Here is a 16,292-nt window from a genome sequence, read left to right on the forward strand (position 1 = left end):
ATCCACGATGCCTTTTTCATGAACAGGTTTTCATATGCACAGACGCCATCTGCTCAATTTGATTTTGGCCAGCGCGGCCTTCGCCCTTCCGTTCAGTGTTTCGGCCGCGCAAATTCGTAACGCGCGGCTGTGGCGTTCTGATGAAAAGCTGCGATTGGTTTTCGATTTAAGTGGGCCAGTGCGCTACAGAACCTTCACTCTCAGTGCTCCGGAACGGCTGATCATCGATGTGTCCGGCGCTAATCTGAGCGGGGATTTCAGCGAGTTGGCGTTGAATGGCACGGTAATCCGGTCGATTCGATCCGGGCCTTTTGGTCAGGGAGACACGCGGATTGTTCTCGATCTGAGCAATCCAGTGCTGCTGAACAGCTTCCTTTTGGCGCCGCAGGATGGCCAAAGTCATCGGTTGGTTCTGGATTTAGTCACTGCGAAAACGTCGCCAGTGACCACAATGGTTCCACGTGAAACACCCAAGATCGGCGCTCACCCCAAGCGCGACATCATCGTAGTCGTCGATCCAGGACACGGCGGAAAGGACCCCGGAGCGGTCGGCGCGAAAGGTGAGCGGGAAAAAGATGTGGTGCTTTCCATTGCTCAGCTACTCGCCAAACGCCTGAAAAAGGAAAAAGGATTCGACGTAAAACTGGTGCGCAATGACGACTTCTTCGTGCCTTTACGAAAGCGTGTGGAGATTGCCCGTCAGCATAAAGCCGACATGTTTATCTCGGTGCATGCGGATGCGGCGCCACGGCTGACAGCGTCTGGAGCGTCGGTGTATTGCCTGTCTGAAGGTGGCGCGACATCGGCGACGGCACGCTTTATGGCGCAGCGGGAGAACGGCGCAGATCTACTTGGCGCTACCAGTCTGCTCAATCTCAAAGACAAAGATCCAATGCTCGCCGGGGTGATTCTCGACATGTCGATGAACGCGACGATCGCCGCCAGTCTGCAACTGGGCAACACCGTGCTGGGCAGTCTGGCCAGTATCACTACGCTGCATCAGAAGCGCGTGGAACAGGCTGGATTTGCCGTGTTGAAGTCGCCCGATGTGCCGTCGATTCTGGTGGAAACCGGCTTCATTTCCAATGTTCGCGACAGTCAGCGACTGGTCACGGCGCGGCATCAACAGGCCGTGGCGGATGGTTTGTTTGAGGGATTGCAGCGCTATTTCGAGAAAAATCCACCGATGGACAGCTATCTCGCTTGGCGACAGGAGCAGCAGAAAGCGCAGGTTTAGCAGCCGACGATTCGGCTGCAGGTGAATTTCGCACTGCTGCCGCCCGAGCTGGAGAAGCGATTAATGGTCGTCCAGCCGACGCGGCGGGTGTAGCCAACCCACGCTTCGCCATCAGAGGCGACACCGGTAAAGAATGTCAGTTGGCCAAAGCGACTGTTGGTTTGCGCCCAATAACGCTGCCCAATCTTTTCAAATCCACGCAGGTAAAGCGTATTGCCGAGAGTGTTGACGCTATACGCATTGCCCTCGGCATCGATGCACGCCAGCAGATTAGCGCTACGTGTGCAGCTGGCCAGCGTCGGCAACTGCGCCGACGCATTGCCAGCAATCAGCAATCCAAGGCTCAACAACGAGCATTTCAGCGCAGTTTTCATTACCAATTCCGCGTGTGGGATGGGCTCAGCTTCCTGCTGTCTATCGCTCAGGGCAAGAGCAGGGCTGGTTTATTCGTGTTGTTATACTATAACATAAATAATAACTGAGCCTGAGCAGGCCGATTTCAAGCGTTTAGCTTCAACGAAACCCTCGTATGAAGCCTCAAAACGCCAAGCGCTAGTAAAAGCGTCAATCGGCTGCCTTCCTATGAGGATTATCCAATGTCAGCCGAATTGCCCGTCACCGTACTTTCAGGATTTTTGGGCGCCGGAAAAAGTACACTTTTGAATTACGTACTACGTAATCGAAAGGGCCTTCGCGTCGCAGTTATCGTCAATGATATGAGCGAGATCAATATCGATGGCAGCGAAGTCCAGCGTGATGTCAGCTTAAACCGCGCAGAAGAAAAAATAGTCGAAATGAGCAACGGCTGTATCTGCTGTACGTTACGCGAAGACTTGCTCGAAGAAGTCAGCAAACTCGCCCGGGAAGGGCGCTTCGACTATTTGCTGATCGAATCCACCGGTATCTCCGAGCCGTTACCGGTCGCTGAAACCTTCACCTTCCGCGATGAACACGGGCAAAGCCTCTCCGACATCGCGCGTCTCGACACCATGGTCACTGTAGTCGACGGTGTGAATTTCCTGCCGGACTACCAGGCGGCGGAAAGCCTCGCCTCCCGTGGCGAAATTCTCGGCGAGGAAGACGAGCGCTCGATCACCGACCTGTTGATCGAACAGATCGAGTTCGCCGACGTGCTGTTGATCAGCAAGATCGACCTGATCAGCCAGCCCGAGCGTGAGGAATTGATCGCCATCCTCAAACGCCTCAACGCTCAAGCTGAGATCATTCCGATGGTGATGGGCGAAGTGCCGTTGGAGAAGATACTCAACACCGGTCGCTTCGATTTCGACAGAGCCGCGCAAGCACCGGGCTGGCTGCAGGAATTACGCGGTGAGCACGTGCCGGAAACCGATGAATACGGCATCGCTTCCACAGCCTACCGTGCGCGCAGACCCTTTCACCCGCAACGCTTCTTCAGCTTCATCGATCGCCCATGGCTGAATGGCAAACTGCTGCGCTCCAAAGGTTTCTTCTGGCTGGCGAGCAAACCCACAGACGCCGGTAGCTGGTCGCAGGCCGGCGGCTTGATGCGCCACGGTTTTGCCGGGCGCTGGTGGCGTTTCGTGCCGAAAAACCAGTGGCCGCAGGATCAGGAAAGTACCGCCGCGATCATGGAAAACTGGATACCGAGCGTAGGAGATTGCCGTCAGGAACTGGTGTTCATCGGTCAGAACATCGATTTCCTACAGCTCTCTGACGAACTGGATGACTGCCTGCTCACCGATGAAGAAATGGCCCTCGGCGTAGAGGGCTGGCGATTGTTGGCGGATCCGTTCGGCCCTTGGCATGAAGAGGCCGCCTGATGCTCGCCCTCAAACTCATGCAAAACCGTACGCGCCATCAGCACCAAGGGCCGACACCTGAAACGTTGACGAAGATCCTCCAGGACGACACCAACCTCGCCGTGTGGCAGCGGCAATTGCCGTTGCACATCAGCGACTTTGCTCAATTACTGCTGTCCCTCAACGATCCCTTGGCGGAATCGTTATGCCTGGAGTTGCCGAACGAGGACGCCGAGCCTGACCTGACCGGGTTGGCCTCAGGCTTCCGTGATCTGGAAGGTTACGAAGGCTTTATCGCTGACCTGAAATGGCTGGTCAGCGCCTTCGCCTGTTTGCTGGGCGCCAAGCGCATCGGCCTGCGCCTGCGGGTGCTCGATAAAGCCATGTGCCCGCGATTCCACGTTGATCACGTGCCGGCGCGGCTGATCACCACGTACGCCGGCGTCGGCAGCCAATGGCTCAAGGAGGGCACGATGGATCGCCAGCAACTGGGGCAGGCCAACGCCGAACCCCAAGCGCAAATCCAGCAACTCAACAGCGGCGACGTCGCGCTATTGAAAGGCGAGAAATGGCACGGCAATGAAGGTTTCGGTCTGATTCATCGCTCGCCGCAATTGGCCGCTGGCGAGCGTCGTTTGATACTGACCCTCGACTGGCTCGGTTAAGGCTTGAGCCACGACCCTTGGCTCTGGCCTTCGCAATACGGCTTTAAATATGCGGCATCGGTGGCGACGCCGTAATAGTGGATGTCCTGGCGATAAGGCATATTGGCGACTTGTGCGTTGCTGCACACACCGAAGGCACCACTCGGGCACTGATCGACGTACTGCACCTCGACTTTCTGCCCGGTCAGCCTCGGTTGGCAGAAGCCATCATTGAACAGTTTCTGCGGAATGTTGCGGTTCTGCTGACAGACTTTGACGTCGAGCCGCTCGCCCTGACTGTGCACCACGCAGGCCTGAGCCCACGCTTCGCTCGACAGCAGCGCCAACAGCAACGACCATCCCATCCAACGCATCTTCGAATCTCCCAAGAAAACTCCCGGCCATGTTGCAGAACATTCCTACCCATGTCATTGCTGGCCCTTTGGGCGCCGGCAAGACCAGCCTGATTCGCCAGCTCATGGCCCAGCGGCCAGAGGGCGAGCGTTGGGCAGTGCTGATCAATGAATTCGGCCAGATCGGCCTCGACGCCGCGCTGCTGACCAGCGACGCCGATGGTATCGCACTGGGCGAAGTGGCCGGGGGCTGCTTGTGTTGCGTCAATGGCGCGCCGTTTCAGATTGGGCTTGGGCGTTTGTTGCGCAAGGCCAGGCCCGATCGATTGTTTATCGAACCGTCCGGGCTGGGGCATCCGGCGCAATTGCTCAAACAGTTAAATGAGGCGCCTTGGCTGGGTGTGCTGGCGGTGCAGCCTTGTGTTTTGGTGCTGGATGCTCAAGCGCTTGAGGCGGGGAAAGCGTTGCCGGCAGCGCAGCGGGAAGCGTTGGAAAGCGCGGGCTTGTTGCTGTTGAACAAGGCTGAAAATCTCGAGGAACCGGCTCGGGCAAAAATCGCCAGCCAGTTGCCGCCAGTCCGGTTGATCTGGACGCAACAGGCGCAACTATCGCTCAGCGAACTGCCGGGCCTGGCTGCACAAGCGGTCAGCGGTGTGGATAACTTGGTCGTACCCAAGGGATTAGGGCAGATGCCGGCCGTCTGGAGCGATCCGACGCTGCCGATTTGCCTGAGTCAGGCGCAGGAGGGAGGCTGGAGCATTGGCTGGCGTTGGCATCCGGGGCAGATATTCAACAAGCAGCGCATTGCTGACTGGCTGGCCAGCCTCAATTGGCAGCGGGCGAAACTGGTTATCCACAGCGCGGAGGGCTGGGTGTCTGCGAATGCTTTGGATAATGCCGAGTTGAATTGGCAGGTCAGCGAGTGGCGGAGGGATTCGCGGATCGAGCTGATCTTCGGTGAGGCGCTGGATGTTGAGGCGTTGCAGCGGGGATTGTCGGGGTGTCGGGAGGAGTAGATCAAAAGATCGCAGCCTTCGGCAGCTCCTACAAGGTGTACATAAATCTGATGTAGGAGCTGCCGAAGGCTGCGATCTTTAGGGTTTCCACTTGGTATGTTCCTGCCGCCACTGGCTCAGCTCGATAACTTCCGCCCGCGGCCGCTGCACCTCAACCACCGGTGGCGTATCGTCGAACGGTGCCGGGTAGGGCGCCAGCTCAATATGCGCACTGTGCGCACCAAACTGGGTAATCGTGCCGTTATGCCGGGATTCGCCAGTCACGGTGAATTCGAAGTTGTAGACCCGCGCCAGCCGTCGACGACCGTTGGCATCTTTGATCAAGCCGATCTTTTTCAGTGCAACATTCCCGTCCAGCAGCTCGACGCCGACGTTGATGCAATGCTGTTTGACCCGCGCCAGCGCGCGCTCGCGCAAGCCGTGGTTGTGCCACAGCCACGCGCCGGCCACGGCGAACAGCATCAGCACGAAGATGTTTTCGAGGGTCAGCATCAACATCAAACTCCAAAAGATAGCGTCAGCTTAACTGCGTCGCCGGTCTGTCGTACAGGCTGCGTTTCGTCGCATACTGCGCGGCTTGAATTTCAATCGTTTTACGGAATGCCCCGAATGAAACGTACGCCTCATCTGCTCGCCATTCAGTCCCACGTGGTGTTCGGCCACGCCGGCAACAGCGCTGCGGTTTTTCCGATGCAGCGGGTCGGCGTCAACGTCTGGCCGCTGAACACGGTGCAGTTTTCCAACCACACACAGTATGGCCAGTGGACTGGTGAAGTGCTGGCGCCGCAGCAGATTCCCGAGCTGGTCGAAGGCATCGCCGCGATTGGCGAGTTGGGCAACTGCGATGCGGTGCTGTCCGGTTACCTCGGCAGCGCGGCGCAGGGCCGGGCGATTCTCAGCGGCGTAGAGCGCATCAAGTCGGTCAACCCGAAGGCTCTGTATCTGTGTGATCCAGTGATGGGCCATCCCGAGAAGGGTTGCAGCGTGCCGACTGAGGTCAGCGACTTCCTGTTGGAAGAAGCGGCGGCCGTGGCCGACATCATGTGCCCGAACCAGTTGGAGCTGGACAGCTTTTCCGGGCGTAAACCGCAGTCGCTGTTCGATTGCCTGGCCATGGCGCGGGCGTTGCTGGCGCGTGGGCCGAAAGCGGTGCTGGTCAAACATCTGGATTATCCGGGCAAACCGGCGGATGGCTTCGAGATGTTGCTGGTGACGGCTGAAGGCAGCTGGCATCTGCGTCGTCCGCTGCTGGCGTTTCCGCGTCAGCCGGTGGGCGTGGGCGATCTGACGTCCGGCCTGTTTCTGGCGCGGGTGCTGTTGGGCGATAGCCTGGTGGCGGCGTTCGAGTTCACGGCGGCGGCGGTGCATGAAGTGTTGCTGGAGACCCAGGCATGCGCCAGTTATGAGCTGCAGCTGGTGCGGGCGCAGGATCGGATTGCGCATCCGCGGGTGAAGTTTGAGGCGACGGCGATCAGTTTGTAAGACCGCGTTGCCCCCATTCGCGAGCAAGCTTTGCTCCTACAGATTTTGACTTTGTAGGAGCTGAGCTTGCTCGCGAAAGCGGTCTCAGGCGTCGCCCTTTATCTCTTGATAGCGCTTCTCCAGCTCCTGGCGAATCTGCCGACGCTGCTGCGCCTGAATATAACGACGCTTGTCTTCACTGTTCTGCGGTTGCAGTGGCGGCACGGCGGCCGGCTTGCGCTGGTCATCGACCGCGACCATGGTGAAGAAGCAGCTGTTGGTGTGACGCACCGAGCGCTCGCGGATGTTTTCGGTGACGACTTTGATGCCGACTTCCATCGAGGTATTGCCGGTGTAGTTGACCGAGGCGAGGAAGGTCACCAGTTCGCCGACATGGATCGGCTCGCGGAAAATCACCTGATCCACCGACAGCGTCACTACGTAACGGCCGGCATAACGGCTCGCGCAGGCGTAGGCCACTTCGTCGAGGTATTTGAGCAGGGTGCCGCCGTGGACATTGCCAGAGAAGTTGGCCATGTCGGGGGTCATCAGTACCGTCATCGACAGCTGGGCGTTTCCGGGTTCCATAACGTTCTCACGGATCAAGGCTGAATTCTGGAAGCACCTCTGCGGGTGCCTGGTCGCTTTTCAAAAGCACCGTTATCGGGACGCCGGGCGACGGGCCGCCGTCACGCCGTGATCGATCTGTTTCCATATATTGCACCGCCTTCCAGCCGCAAGTCGCGGTGTTAACCTGCAAAAGCCCCTCTCAAGGGCAATTCCCACACGAAAAGCGGATTTTTACTTCGCTCGCTCAGACTTTTCTGACGTCTGACTGCGAGCCTCGTCCATCAAGGAGCCCACGCCATGCATGCCATCAGTTTTATTCAGGATCTGGCAGTGATCATGTTGGTCGCGGGTGTGGTGACCGTGTTGTTCCACCGCTTCAAGCAACCGGTGGTGCTCGGCTACATCGTCGCCGGTTTCATCATTGGCCCGCACACGCCGCCGTTCGGCTTGATCCACGACGAAGAAACCATCAAGACCCTCGCCGAGCTGGGGGTGATTTTCCTGATGTTCTGCCTCGGGCTGGAGTTCAGCCTGCGCAAGTTGTTCAAGGTCGGCGCCACCGCGTTTATTGCGGCGTTCCTCGAAATTGTCCTGATGATCTGGATCGGTTACGAAATCGGCCGCTGGTTCGACTGGAACACCATGGACTCGCTGTTCCTCGGCGCGATTCTGGCGATCTCCTCGACCACCATCATCGTCAAGGCGCTCAACGATCTGAAGATGAAGAACGAGCGCTTTGCGCAGTTGATCTTCGGCGTGCTGATCGTCGAAGACATTCTCGGCATCGGCATCATTGCGCTGCTATCCAGTATCGCCGTCAGCGGCACAGTCAGCTCCGGCGAAGTGTTCTCCACGGTCGGCAAACTGTCGCTGTTCATGATCGTCGCGCTGGTCATCGGCATTCTGCTGGTGCCGCGCCTGCTGGCTTATGTGGCCAAATTCGAAAGCAACGAAATGCTGCTGATCACCGTGCTAGGCCTGTGTTTCGGCTTCTGCCTGCTGGTGGTCAAACTTGAATACAGCATGGTGCTCGGCGCCTTCCTGATCGGCGCGATCATGGCCGAGTCGCGTCAGTTGCTGAAAATCGAACGGTTGATCGAGCCGGTTCGCGACCTGTTCAGCGCAATCTTCTTCGTTGCCATCGGCCTGATGCTTGATCCGATGATCCTGCTGCAATACGCGTGGCCGATCGCGGTGATTACCGTCGCCGTGGTACTCGGTAAGATGTTGTCCTGCGGCCTCGGCGCTTTTATCGCTGGCAATGACGGACGCACCTCACTGCGCGTGGGCATGGGTCTTTCACAGATTGGCGAATTTTCCTTCATCATCGCCGCGCTGGGCATGACCTTGCAGGTCACCAGCAACTTCCTCTATCCAGTGGCCGTGGCCGTTTCGGTGATCACCACGCTGCTGACGCCGTACCTGATTCGCGCAGCCGATCCGCTGTCGATCAAGCTGTCGAGCGCGATGCCCAAGCGTCTTGGACGCGTACTGGGGATGTATGGCGAATGGCTGCGCAGCATTCAGCCGCAAGGCGAGGGCGCGATGCTGGCGTCGATCATTCGCAAGATCCTGCTGCAAGTCGGGGTCAATCTGGCGCTGGTGATCGCGATCTTCTTTACCGGCGCATTCTTCGCTGAACGCCTTTCGACCTGGCTGCAGGACTGGATTGCCGATCCGAGCTGGCAGAAGGCGTTGATCTGGGGCGGGGCGTTGCTGGTGTCGTTGCCGTTCTTGATCGCTGCTTATCGCAAGCTCAAGGCACTGTCGATGCTGCTGGCGGAGATGGGCGTGAAACCCGAGATGGCCGGGCGTCACACACAGCGAGTGCGCCGGGTGATCGCCGAAGTGATCCCGATTCTCTCGCTGCTGGTGATTTTCCTGCTGTTGTCAGCCTTGTCGGCCAGTATTTTGCCGACCAACAAGTTGCTGATGCTCATCGCCGTGGTCGCGGCCGCCGTGGCGGCGCTGCTCTGGCGCTGGTTCATCCGCGTGCACACGCGGATGCAGGTGGCGCTGCTGGAAACCCTCGACAACCACAAAGAGTCGTCGGGGCATTGACCGGCCGGGGCGGCTGGCCGATCAGCTTTCCAGCCAGACGTCCCGCGCCCAGTGCCATACCGACTCCCAGGATTCTTCGGTGATCAGCTCTTCTTCGCCCGACCACAGCACCACAGTGCCGTCTTCTTCGACGCAGTAGTAGTTCTCACCGTCCTGGCAGATCGGGATCAGGTCACGCGGTACGCCGATGTCCCACGCATTGGCCGCAACATCCGGCAAATAGGTGTGCGACTGCGGGTCGGTGACGGTTACCGGTTCCAGGCTGCCGTAGACCACATCGCTGACGGTCAGCAAAAATTCTTTGAAAACAAACGGGATGTTGATGAAGAGTTCTTCTTCGACTTCCACCAGTTGGTCTTCGTCAGGCAACTCCAATGGAACCGGTACGGGTTCGTTGGCTTCGCGCAGTTGTTCGATGATTTCTTCCACGTCCGGGATCCTCTTGCTTGAATGGCGCGGTTTATATGGGCCGGTTTATACAGTAGCTCGCTATAGATGCAACCGCGAAATAGAAAACCCCAGCCGAGGCTGGGGTTTTTTATTACAGCAAGTGAACCGCGTGAGGGGATCAGCCGTTCTGGCGGATACCGGCGACCAGCCAAGGCTGGTTCTCGCCCTGCGGACGTTCCATGTTCCAGCTTTCGCTGAACACTTCGCCCTGATCGAAACGCGAGGACTTCGACACACCGTTGAAGGTCAGGGTGGCGATGGTCTTGTCGGCACGGTCATCCACGCCATCCAGTTGAACCTGGAGGTTGTCGATGTAGGTCGACTGGAACGCGTCGCCCAGATCCGCACGCTCACGCTTGAGGAACTCAAGCATTTGCGGGGTTACGAACTCGGCGATCTTGTCCATTTCGTTGGCGTCCCAGTGCTGCTGCAGCGACTGGAAGTGGCTGCGTGCAGCTTCAAGGAAGTTCTGCTCGTTGAACCAGGCTGGCGCGTTGATCACCGGACGGGCGGCAGCAGGTGCAGCCGAACCACCGAAGATCGAACCCATGGCCGCAGGCTTCTGCTCGAACACTTCACGCTGCATTGGTGCGCCGGCCGGAGCCAGGTGCTCCTGCTGCTTGCGTCGACGTGCGGCGATGAAGCGGAAGATAACGAACGCGATCACGGCCAGGATCAGGATGTCGAAGATCTGCATGCCCTGGAAGCCGCCGCCCATGAACATGGAAGCGAGCAAACCACCGGCAGCGATACCGGCCAGTGGGCCGAGCCATTTCGAAGCACCGCCGGCCTTGGCCGCAGCGCCTGCGGCACCGGCAGCACCAGCGGTCGCCGCAGCGCCGCCCATGCCTGGAGAAGAAGGAGCCATCTGGCTGGTCTGGTGCGACGGCGCAGCGCCGGCGCTTTTGCCACCACCAAAGCGCTTGGCGTTGGCGTCGAGGCTCATCGTCAGGCCGATGCACAACGCCATGGCGATGCTAAGAAAACGTTTCATAAAGGGATTTCCCGTTTGTGGAGACACGCGCGCCATGTTGCACAGCTGAAGTGTTACTGGCTAGCGAGAGAGTGTTTCGGGCTTTTGCCTGACAGGTTGCGTTCAGCTTCGCGAGGCAATCAGCGGATGTACTTTTGGCTGTAGGAAAAGGGGATTGGTTCAGCCGGATTTCGGCTCAAAACATCAAGCCCTGTAGGAGCCGAGCTTGCTCGCGAAGGCGGTCTGTCAGTCAACACAACAGTTGAATGTTCCGCTGCTTTCGCGAGCAAGCTCGGCTCCTACAAAGAGCAAAGAGCAATTGAATGGGGCTTAGATAGCTTCCAACTTGGCGTAACCCAGCATCAGCCACTTGCTGCCTTCGCTGAAGTTCACCTGCACCCGTGCCTGCGCACCCGCGCCCTCGAAGTTGAGGATCACGCCGTCGCCAAAAATCGAATGGCGTACCGCCTGACCCAGACTCAAACCGGTTTCCGGAATTTCACTGCCGGCGAACAGGTTGCTGCCGCTCATCGACTGATTGCCGCCGAACGGTCGGCTGACGCTGTTCGACAAACGGACTTCCTGAATCAGACCTTTCGGCACTTCGCGTACGAAACGCGAGACCTTGTTGTAGGTTTCGCTGCCGTACAGGCGTCGGGTTTCCGCGTAGGTCATCACCAGATTCTGCATCGCCCGGGTGATGCCGACGTAAGCCAGACGCCGTTCTTCCTCAAGACGCCCCGGTTCTTCCAGGCTCATCTTGTGCGGGAACAGGCCTTCTTCCATGCCCACGAGGAACACGTAGGGGAATTCCAGACCTTTGGCACTGTGCAGCGTCATCAACTGAATGCTGTCTTCGTGCTCGTCGGCTTGGGTGTCGCCGGCCTCCAGCGAAGCGTGGCCGAGGAATGCCGCCAGTGGCGTCAGCTCTTCATCTTCTTCGTTGTTCTCGAAGTTGCGCGCGGCGCTGACCAATTCCTCAAGGTTTTCTACCCGAGCCTGGCCCTTTTCGCCTTTCTCCGCTTCGTGATAAGCGATGAGGCCGGATTGCTCGATGACGGTTTGCGTCATCAAGTGCAGCGGCATCTCGGCGCACTTGGCGGCGAGGTTCTCGATCAGCTCGATAAACGCGCCCAAAGCACCCGCCGCACGACCGGTCAGGCCTTTATTAGCGACCAGCAGGCGCATGGCTTCCCACATCGAAACATCGCTGTGACGTGCGTGCTCGCGGATGGCTTCGACGGTTTTCTCGCCGATGCCACGGGCCGGAACGTTGATCACCCGTTCCAGCGCCGCGTCGTTACCGCGACCTTCGAGCAAACGCAGGTACGCCATGGCGTTCTTGATTTCCGCACGCTCGAAGAAGCGCTGACCGCCATAGATGCGATACGGAATACGCTCGCGCAGCAAGGCTTCTTCCAAAACGCGCGATTGGGCGTTGGAGCGATAGAGAATCGCGATATCGCTACGAGCAAGGCCGGTTTTCAGCGCGCTTTCGATGGTTTCGACAACGTAGCGTGCTTCATCGTGTTCGTTGAACGCGGCGTACAGATTGATCGCCTCGCCATCGCCGCCGTCCGTCCACAGCTCTTTGCCGAGGCGTCCTGTGTTGTTGGCGATCAAGGCGTTGGCAGCCTTGAGGATGCCGGCGGTGGAGCGGTAGTTCTGCTCGAGACGAATGGTCACCGAATCGGCGAAGTCGGACGAGTACTGATGAATGTTCTCGATCTTCGCGCCGCGCCAGCCGTAAATCGACTGGTCATCGTCGCCGACCACCATCAGGCTGTCGCCGCCCTTGCCGAGCAGGCGCAACCAGGCGTACTGCACGGCGTTGGTGTCCTGGAACTCGTCTACCAGAATATGGCGGAAGCGCTTTTGGTAGTGCGCCAACAGGCCCGGGTGATCGCGCCACAAATCGAGGGCGCGCAGCAGCAATTCGGAGAAGTCGATCACACCGGCGCGCAGGCACGCCGCCTCGTAGGCTTCGTAAATGCTGCGCATGGTCGCCAGGTACAAATCGCCGCTGGCCTGAATATGTTGCGGCCGCAGACCTTCGTCTTTCTGGCCGTTGATGAACCACTGCGCCTGACGGGCCGGCCAGCGTTGCTCGTCGAGACCCAGCTCGCGGATCACCCGCTTGACCAGCCGTTGCTGGTCGTCGCTGTCGAGAATCTGGAAGGTCTGGCTCAAGCCCGCTTCCTGCCAGTGCGCCCGCAACAAGCGGTGCGCCAGGCCGTGGAAGGTGCCGACCCACATGCCGGCCGGGTTGATCCCCAGCAACTGCTCGATGCGGTGACGCATCTCGGCAGCGGCCTTGTTGGTGAAGGTCACCGACAGAATGGAGTGGGGCGAGGCGTTTTCGACCTGGATCAACCAGGCAATACGGTGCACCAGCACTCGGGTTTTACCGGAGCCAGCACCGGCCAGAACCAACTGACGGCCAACGGAGGCTGCTACAGCCTGGCGTTGGGCATCGTTGAGGGAGTTCAGCAGAAGGGAGAGATCATCGCGCATCGGGGCATTCTAGGGTGCGCCGCAGGCCCGGGCAAACCGAGCTTTGCATTAGCCGATGAAAGTGCTGTCAATGACGACCGGTCGGTCACCGGCGACAGCCGTTGGCCCGCTTGGCTCTGCGGGTTTCAACGGTGCCTGAGGGGGGAAAAGTTTTGCGCAAATTATGATCTGGCGTGGTTTGGCAAGTTGATCGGCTTGTGTATGCTCCGTCCACGTTTCGGGCGCACGCCCTCCTTATAAGAACAAGAACGTTGCCCATGACCCTCAGCTCCGAACTGTCGGGCCCCTCTGTGGAACCCCGGGTTATCCGCAAGCACTACGCCACCGAGATGGCGGTCGAGCGCACGCGCCTGCTGTATCAGGGTTCTTTATTGCCCACGCTGTTCATGTTGATCAATGGTCTGGTCTGCGCCGGCTTGCTCTGGAGCCCGCAGCGCTACTTCGTGGTCAGTATTTGGCTGGTGTGGTTGCTGTCGCTGGTTGCGCTGCGGGTGATTCAAGTGGCCGCGTTCGATTCCGCCATTCCCAATCGACAGGCGCAGCCGATCTGGCGCCGAATGTTCCTGCTCGGCTCGACCATGACCGGCCTGACGCTCGCCGGCGCCGGCATCGCCCTGGTGCCCGCCGACAACTTTATGCAGCAAGCCTGGGTGTTCGGCCTGATTGGCGCCGCGACGTTGTCAGCCAGTGTCGCGTACGCGGTGAGTCTGCCCGCGTTTTTGTCCTTCACCTTGCCGTGTCTGTTGCCAGCGATCGGCTATCTGTTTTGGGGCGGCGACGAGCAGGCGCGCGGCTGGGGCTGGCTCGGGTTGATCTTGCTCGGCTCGCTGAGTGTGGTGGCGTGGCAGGTCAATCGGCTGATCGATCGCGGCTTGCTGCGGCGCTTTCAGAATCAGCACCTCATTGAACACCTGCAACAGACCCAATCCCGTAGCGAGCAACTCAATCAGGAACTGGCCAAGGAGATCGACCACCGGCGTTGTGCCGAGGGCAAGTTGCGTGAAGCCCAGGTCGCCCTTGAGGATCGTGTTGCCCAGCGCAGCCGCGAACTGGACGCCGCCAATCAGGCCCTGAGCAAAAGCGAAGCGCGGCTGGCGCTGGCGTTGAAGGCCAGTGAGCTGGGGCTATGGGACTGGAACCTGCAAACCGACGAAGTCCATCACACGCAGATTCAGGAATTGTTCGGCCTCGCCCCGGAATACGTCACGGCGCTGCTGCGCGATCTCAAACCGCGATTGCACCCCGAAGACGTGCCCAACCTCAAACTCGCGCTGACCGAGCATTTAAAGGGCCGCACCGAGGATTATCAGATTGAGTACCGCGTGCGTCATGGCGACGGTCATTGGGTGTGGATCGAAGACCGTGGTCGCGCGGTGGAGCGCAGTGACAGCGGACGCGTAATCCGCATGGTCGGCACCCGCCGCGACATCAGCGTCAGTAAAAGCCTCGAAGAACAGCAACGCCTGGCGGCGACCGTGTTCGAAGCGGCCAGCGAAGGCATCGTCATTCTCGACCCGAACTACGCACTGATCGCGATCAATCAGGCGTTCAGTCGTGTCACCGGTTACGACATCGACGACATGCTTGGGCGCAACGTCGTCGAACTGCCGTGCAGCCGCGATGCGCGCCGTCATTACGTGGCGATCCGTCATGCACTGGAGCAGCACGGCAGTTGGCAGGGTGAGTTGGTCGAGACGCGCAAGAACGGCGAGCTGTATCCGCAGTGGCTGCAATTGAATGCGGTGCGCGACAGTCGCGGCAATGTCAGCCATATCGTCGGCTTCTTCGCCGATCTCTCTGCGCGACGCGAATCCGAAGAGCGCATGCGTTACCTGACCCATTACGACGAGCTCACCGGGTTGGCCAATCGCTCGCTGTTCCGTGAACGTCTGCACGAAGCGCATCAGCGTTCACGTCAGGGTCGGCGCAGTCTGGCGTTGCTGCACATCAATCTGGATCGCTTCAAATTGCTCAACGACAGTCTCGGCCATGAAGTCGCTGACCAGTTGTTGCAGAAGATGGCGCGGCGGCTGGTCAACGCGTTGCCGGAGGCCGACACCATTGCGCGTTTGTCCGGCGATGAATTTGCGGTGCTGTTCGATGCTTACGGCAACCTGTCGAGTCTGGCGCGGGTCGCTACGCGATTGTCGGCCAAGCTGCGTTTGCCGCTGACGGTTGAAGGGCATGAACTGGTGGTCAGCGCCTCGATGGGCATCAGCATGCTGCCGGACAACGCGCGGGAAATTTCCGCGTTGGTCAGCCAGTCGAACATGGCCATGCAACACGCCAAACACCTCGGCGGCAACAACTTCCAGTTCTACACCGAGAGCCTACAGGCCAGCACCCTCGAGCGCTTGCAGCTGGAAAACCAGTTGCGCAAAGCCATCGAAGACAAGCAGCTCAAAGTGTTTTACCAGCCGAAGCTGTGCCTCGAATCGGGGCGCTTGAACGCGGCGGAAGCACTGGTGCGCTGGGATCATCCGACCATGGGCCGGGTGCCGCCGGGGGACTTTATCGGGCTGGCCGAGGAAACCGGGTTGATCGGGCCGATTGGAGAATTCGTCCTGCGTCAGGCTTGCTGGCAGGCGTGCGAATGGCAGCGACAAGGGCTGGAGCCGATCCGCGTTTCGGTGAACCTCTCGGTGCATCAATTGCGGCAGGGCAAACTGGTCAGTCTGGTGCGCCAGGTGCTGGAGGAAACCGGTCTGGCGCCGCACTACCTCGAACTGGAACTGACCGAAAGCCAGTTGCTCGACAGCGTTGAACACATCATCGCGACGTTCCAGCAGCTGCGCGATCTGGGCGTGAAACTGGCGATCGACGACTTCGGCACCGGCTATTCGTCACTGAGTTATCTCAAGCGTATTCCGGTGGATTACGTGAAGATCGATCAGGCGTTCATACGCGGATTGGGCGAGGGCAGTGAGGATGCGGCGATTACCCGCGCGATCATCGCCATGGCTCACGGGCTGTCGCTTAAAGTGGTCGCCGAGGGCGTTGAACGGCAGGATCAGCTGGAATTTTTACGCGCCGAACGTTGCGATGAGGTGCAGGGCTATCTGATCAGTCGTCCGGTGGAGGCCGCCGGTCTGGCCGGGCTTTTGCGCAATCAGGAAAAACCGCTTTAAGGGCTACATGCACCCCATCGCGCCTGATATGGGGACATGGAGTTACGCATTGAGCAGGCAAAAAGCCAATTCATGTAGTATAACTACAAGCGTGCTACATCCTT

General features: G+C 59.2%; 14 protein-coding genes. 7 read left to right on the forward strand and 7 right to left on the reverse strand.

All coding sequences use genetic code 11. The features are described 5' to 3' along the window. The first annotated feature begins 34 nt into the window (after positions 1–34). A complete protein-coding gene (locus tag QMX93_RS00840) occupies positions 35–1,237 on the forward strand; it encodes an N-acetylmuramoyl-L-alanine amidase (RefSeq protein ID WP_282351531.1) in 1,203 nt (400 codons plus the stop codon). Here QMX93_RS00840 and QMX93_RS00845 read toward each other — a convergent pair. Beyond that, positions 1,234–1,611: a glutamine synthetase gene (locus tag QMX93_RS00845; protein ID WP_282351533.1), complete on the reverse strand. Its 378-nt coding sequence runs from the start codon at positions 1,609–1,611 to the stop codon at positions 1,234–1,236. The two genes, QMX93_RS00840 and QMX93_RS00845, sit on opposite strands and share 4 nt — an antisense overlap. Positions 1,612–1,833: 222 nt before the next feature. Here QMX93_RS00845 and zigA point away from each other — a divergent pair, with 222 nt between their 5' ends. Beyond that, entirely contained in the window at positions 1,834–3,039 is a 1,206-nt protein-coding gene (gene zigA, locus QMX93_RS00850; protein ID WP_282351535.1) for a zinc metallochaperone GTPase ZigA, read from the forward strand. Further along, on the forward strand, positions 3,039–3,683 hold the full coding sequence (locus tag QMX93_RS00855) for a DUF1826 domain-containing protein (RefSeq protein ID WP_282351537.1): 645 nt from the start codon (positions 3,039–3,041) through the stop codon (positions 3,681–3,683). The genes zigA and QMX93_RS00855 overlap by 1 nt, the downstream gene beginning before the upstream one ends. Here the strand turns inward: QMX93_RS00855 and QMX93_RS00860 are convergent. Then, entirely contained in the window at positions 3,680–4,036 is a 357-nt protein-coding gene (locus tag QMX93_RS00860; protein ID WP_282351539.1) for an NADH:ubiquinone oxidoreductase, read from the reverse strand. The genes QMX93_RS00855 and QMX93_RS00860 overlap by 4 nt on opposite strands. 29 nt (positions 4,037–4,065) lie before the next feature. Here QMX93_RS00860 and QMX93_RS00865 point away from each other — a divergent pair, with 29 nt between their 5' ends. Then, positions 4,066–5,031 (forward strand): CobW-like GTP-binding protein, encoded by a 966-nt coding sequence (locus QMX93_RS00865; protein WP_282351542.1) that lies wholly within the window; start codon positions 4,066–4,068, stop codon positions 5,029–5,031. 78 nt (positions 5,032–5,109) lie between these two features. On the opposite strand, the gene QMX93_RS00870 is transcribed toward QMX93_RS00865, so the two are convergent. Beyond that, positions 5,110–5,523: a DUF3301 domain-containing protein gene (locus tag QMX93_RS00870; protein WP_282351631.1), complete on the reverse strand. Its 414-nt coding sequence runs from the start codon at positions 5,521–5,523 to the stop codon at positions 5,110–5,112. A gap of 117 nt (positions 5,524–5,640) precedes the next feature. Between QMX93_RS00870 and pdxY the strand changes: the two genes are divergently transcribed. Continuing rightward, a complete protein-coding gene (gene pdxY / locus QMX93_RS00875) occupies positions 5,641–6,513 on the forward strand; it encodes a pyridoxal kinase PdxY (protein ID WP_053125194.1) in 873 nt (290 codons plus the stop codon). A gap of 84 nt (positions 6,514–6,597) precedes the next feature. On the opposite strand, the gene QMX93_RS00880 is transcribed toward pdxY, so the two are convergent. After that, positions 6,598–7,080 (reverse strand): acyl-CoA thioesterase, encoded by a 483-nt coding sequence (locus QMX93_RS00880; protein ID WP_145593770.1) that lies wholly within the window; start codon positions 7,078–7,080, stop codon positions 6,598–6,600. A 279-nt stretch (positions 7,081–7,359) separates the two neighbouring features. Between QMX93_RS00880 and QMX93_RS00885 the strand changes: the two genes are divergently transcribed. Continuing rightward, on the forward strand, positions 7,360–9,123 hold the full coding sequence (locus QMX93_RS00885) for a cation:proton antiporter (protein WP_053125192.1): 1,764 nt from the start codon (positions 7,360–7,362) through the stop codon (positions 9,121–9,123). Positions 9,124–9,144: 21 nt separating this feature from the next. Here QMX93_RS00885 and QMX93_RS00890 read toward each other — a convergent pair whose 3' ends face one another. The 3 genes from QMX93_RS00890 to uvrD all read right to left on the reverse strand — a co-directional run bounded on the left by QMX93_RS00890 (position 9,145) and on the right by uvrD (position 13,060). After that, entirely contained in the window at positions 9,145–9,552 is a 408-nt protein-coding gene (locus QMX93_RS00890; RefSeq protein ID WP_008078852.1) for an SMI1/KNR4 family protein, read from the reverse strand. Positions 9,553–9,691: 139 nt separating this feature from the next. Beyond that, positions 9,692–10,567: a Tim44 domain-containing protein gene (locus QMX93_RS00895; protein WP_282351565.1), complete on the reverse strand. Its 876-nt coding sequence runs from the start codon at positions 10,565–10,567 to the stop codon at positions 9,692–9,694. A gap of 309 nt (positions 10,568–10,876) precedes the next feature. Next, a complete protein-coding gene (gene uvrD, locus QMX93_RS00900; protein WP_282351567.1) occupies positions 10,877–13,060 on the reverse strand; it encodes a DNA helicase II in 2,184 nt (727 codons plus the stop codon). Between the two features lie 257 nt (positions 13,061–13,317). Here uvrD and QMX93_RS00905 point away from each other — a divergent pair, with 257 nt between their 5' ends. After that, positions 13,318–16,188 (forward strand): GGDEF domain-containing phosphodiesterase, encoded by a 2,871-nt coding sequence (locus QMX93_RS00905; RefSeq protein ID WP_159813195.1) that lies wholly within the window; start codon positions 13,318–13,320, stop codon positions 16,186–16,188. The last annotated feature ends 104 nt before the right edge of the window (positions 16,189–16,292 follow it).

This window comes from Pseudomonas sp. PS01303, from assembly GCF_029959385.1.
Classification (GTDB): domain Bacteria; phylum Pseudomonadota; class Gammaproteobacteria; order Pseudomonadales; family Pseudomonadaceae; genus Aquipseudomonas; species Aquipseudomonas rustica.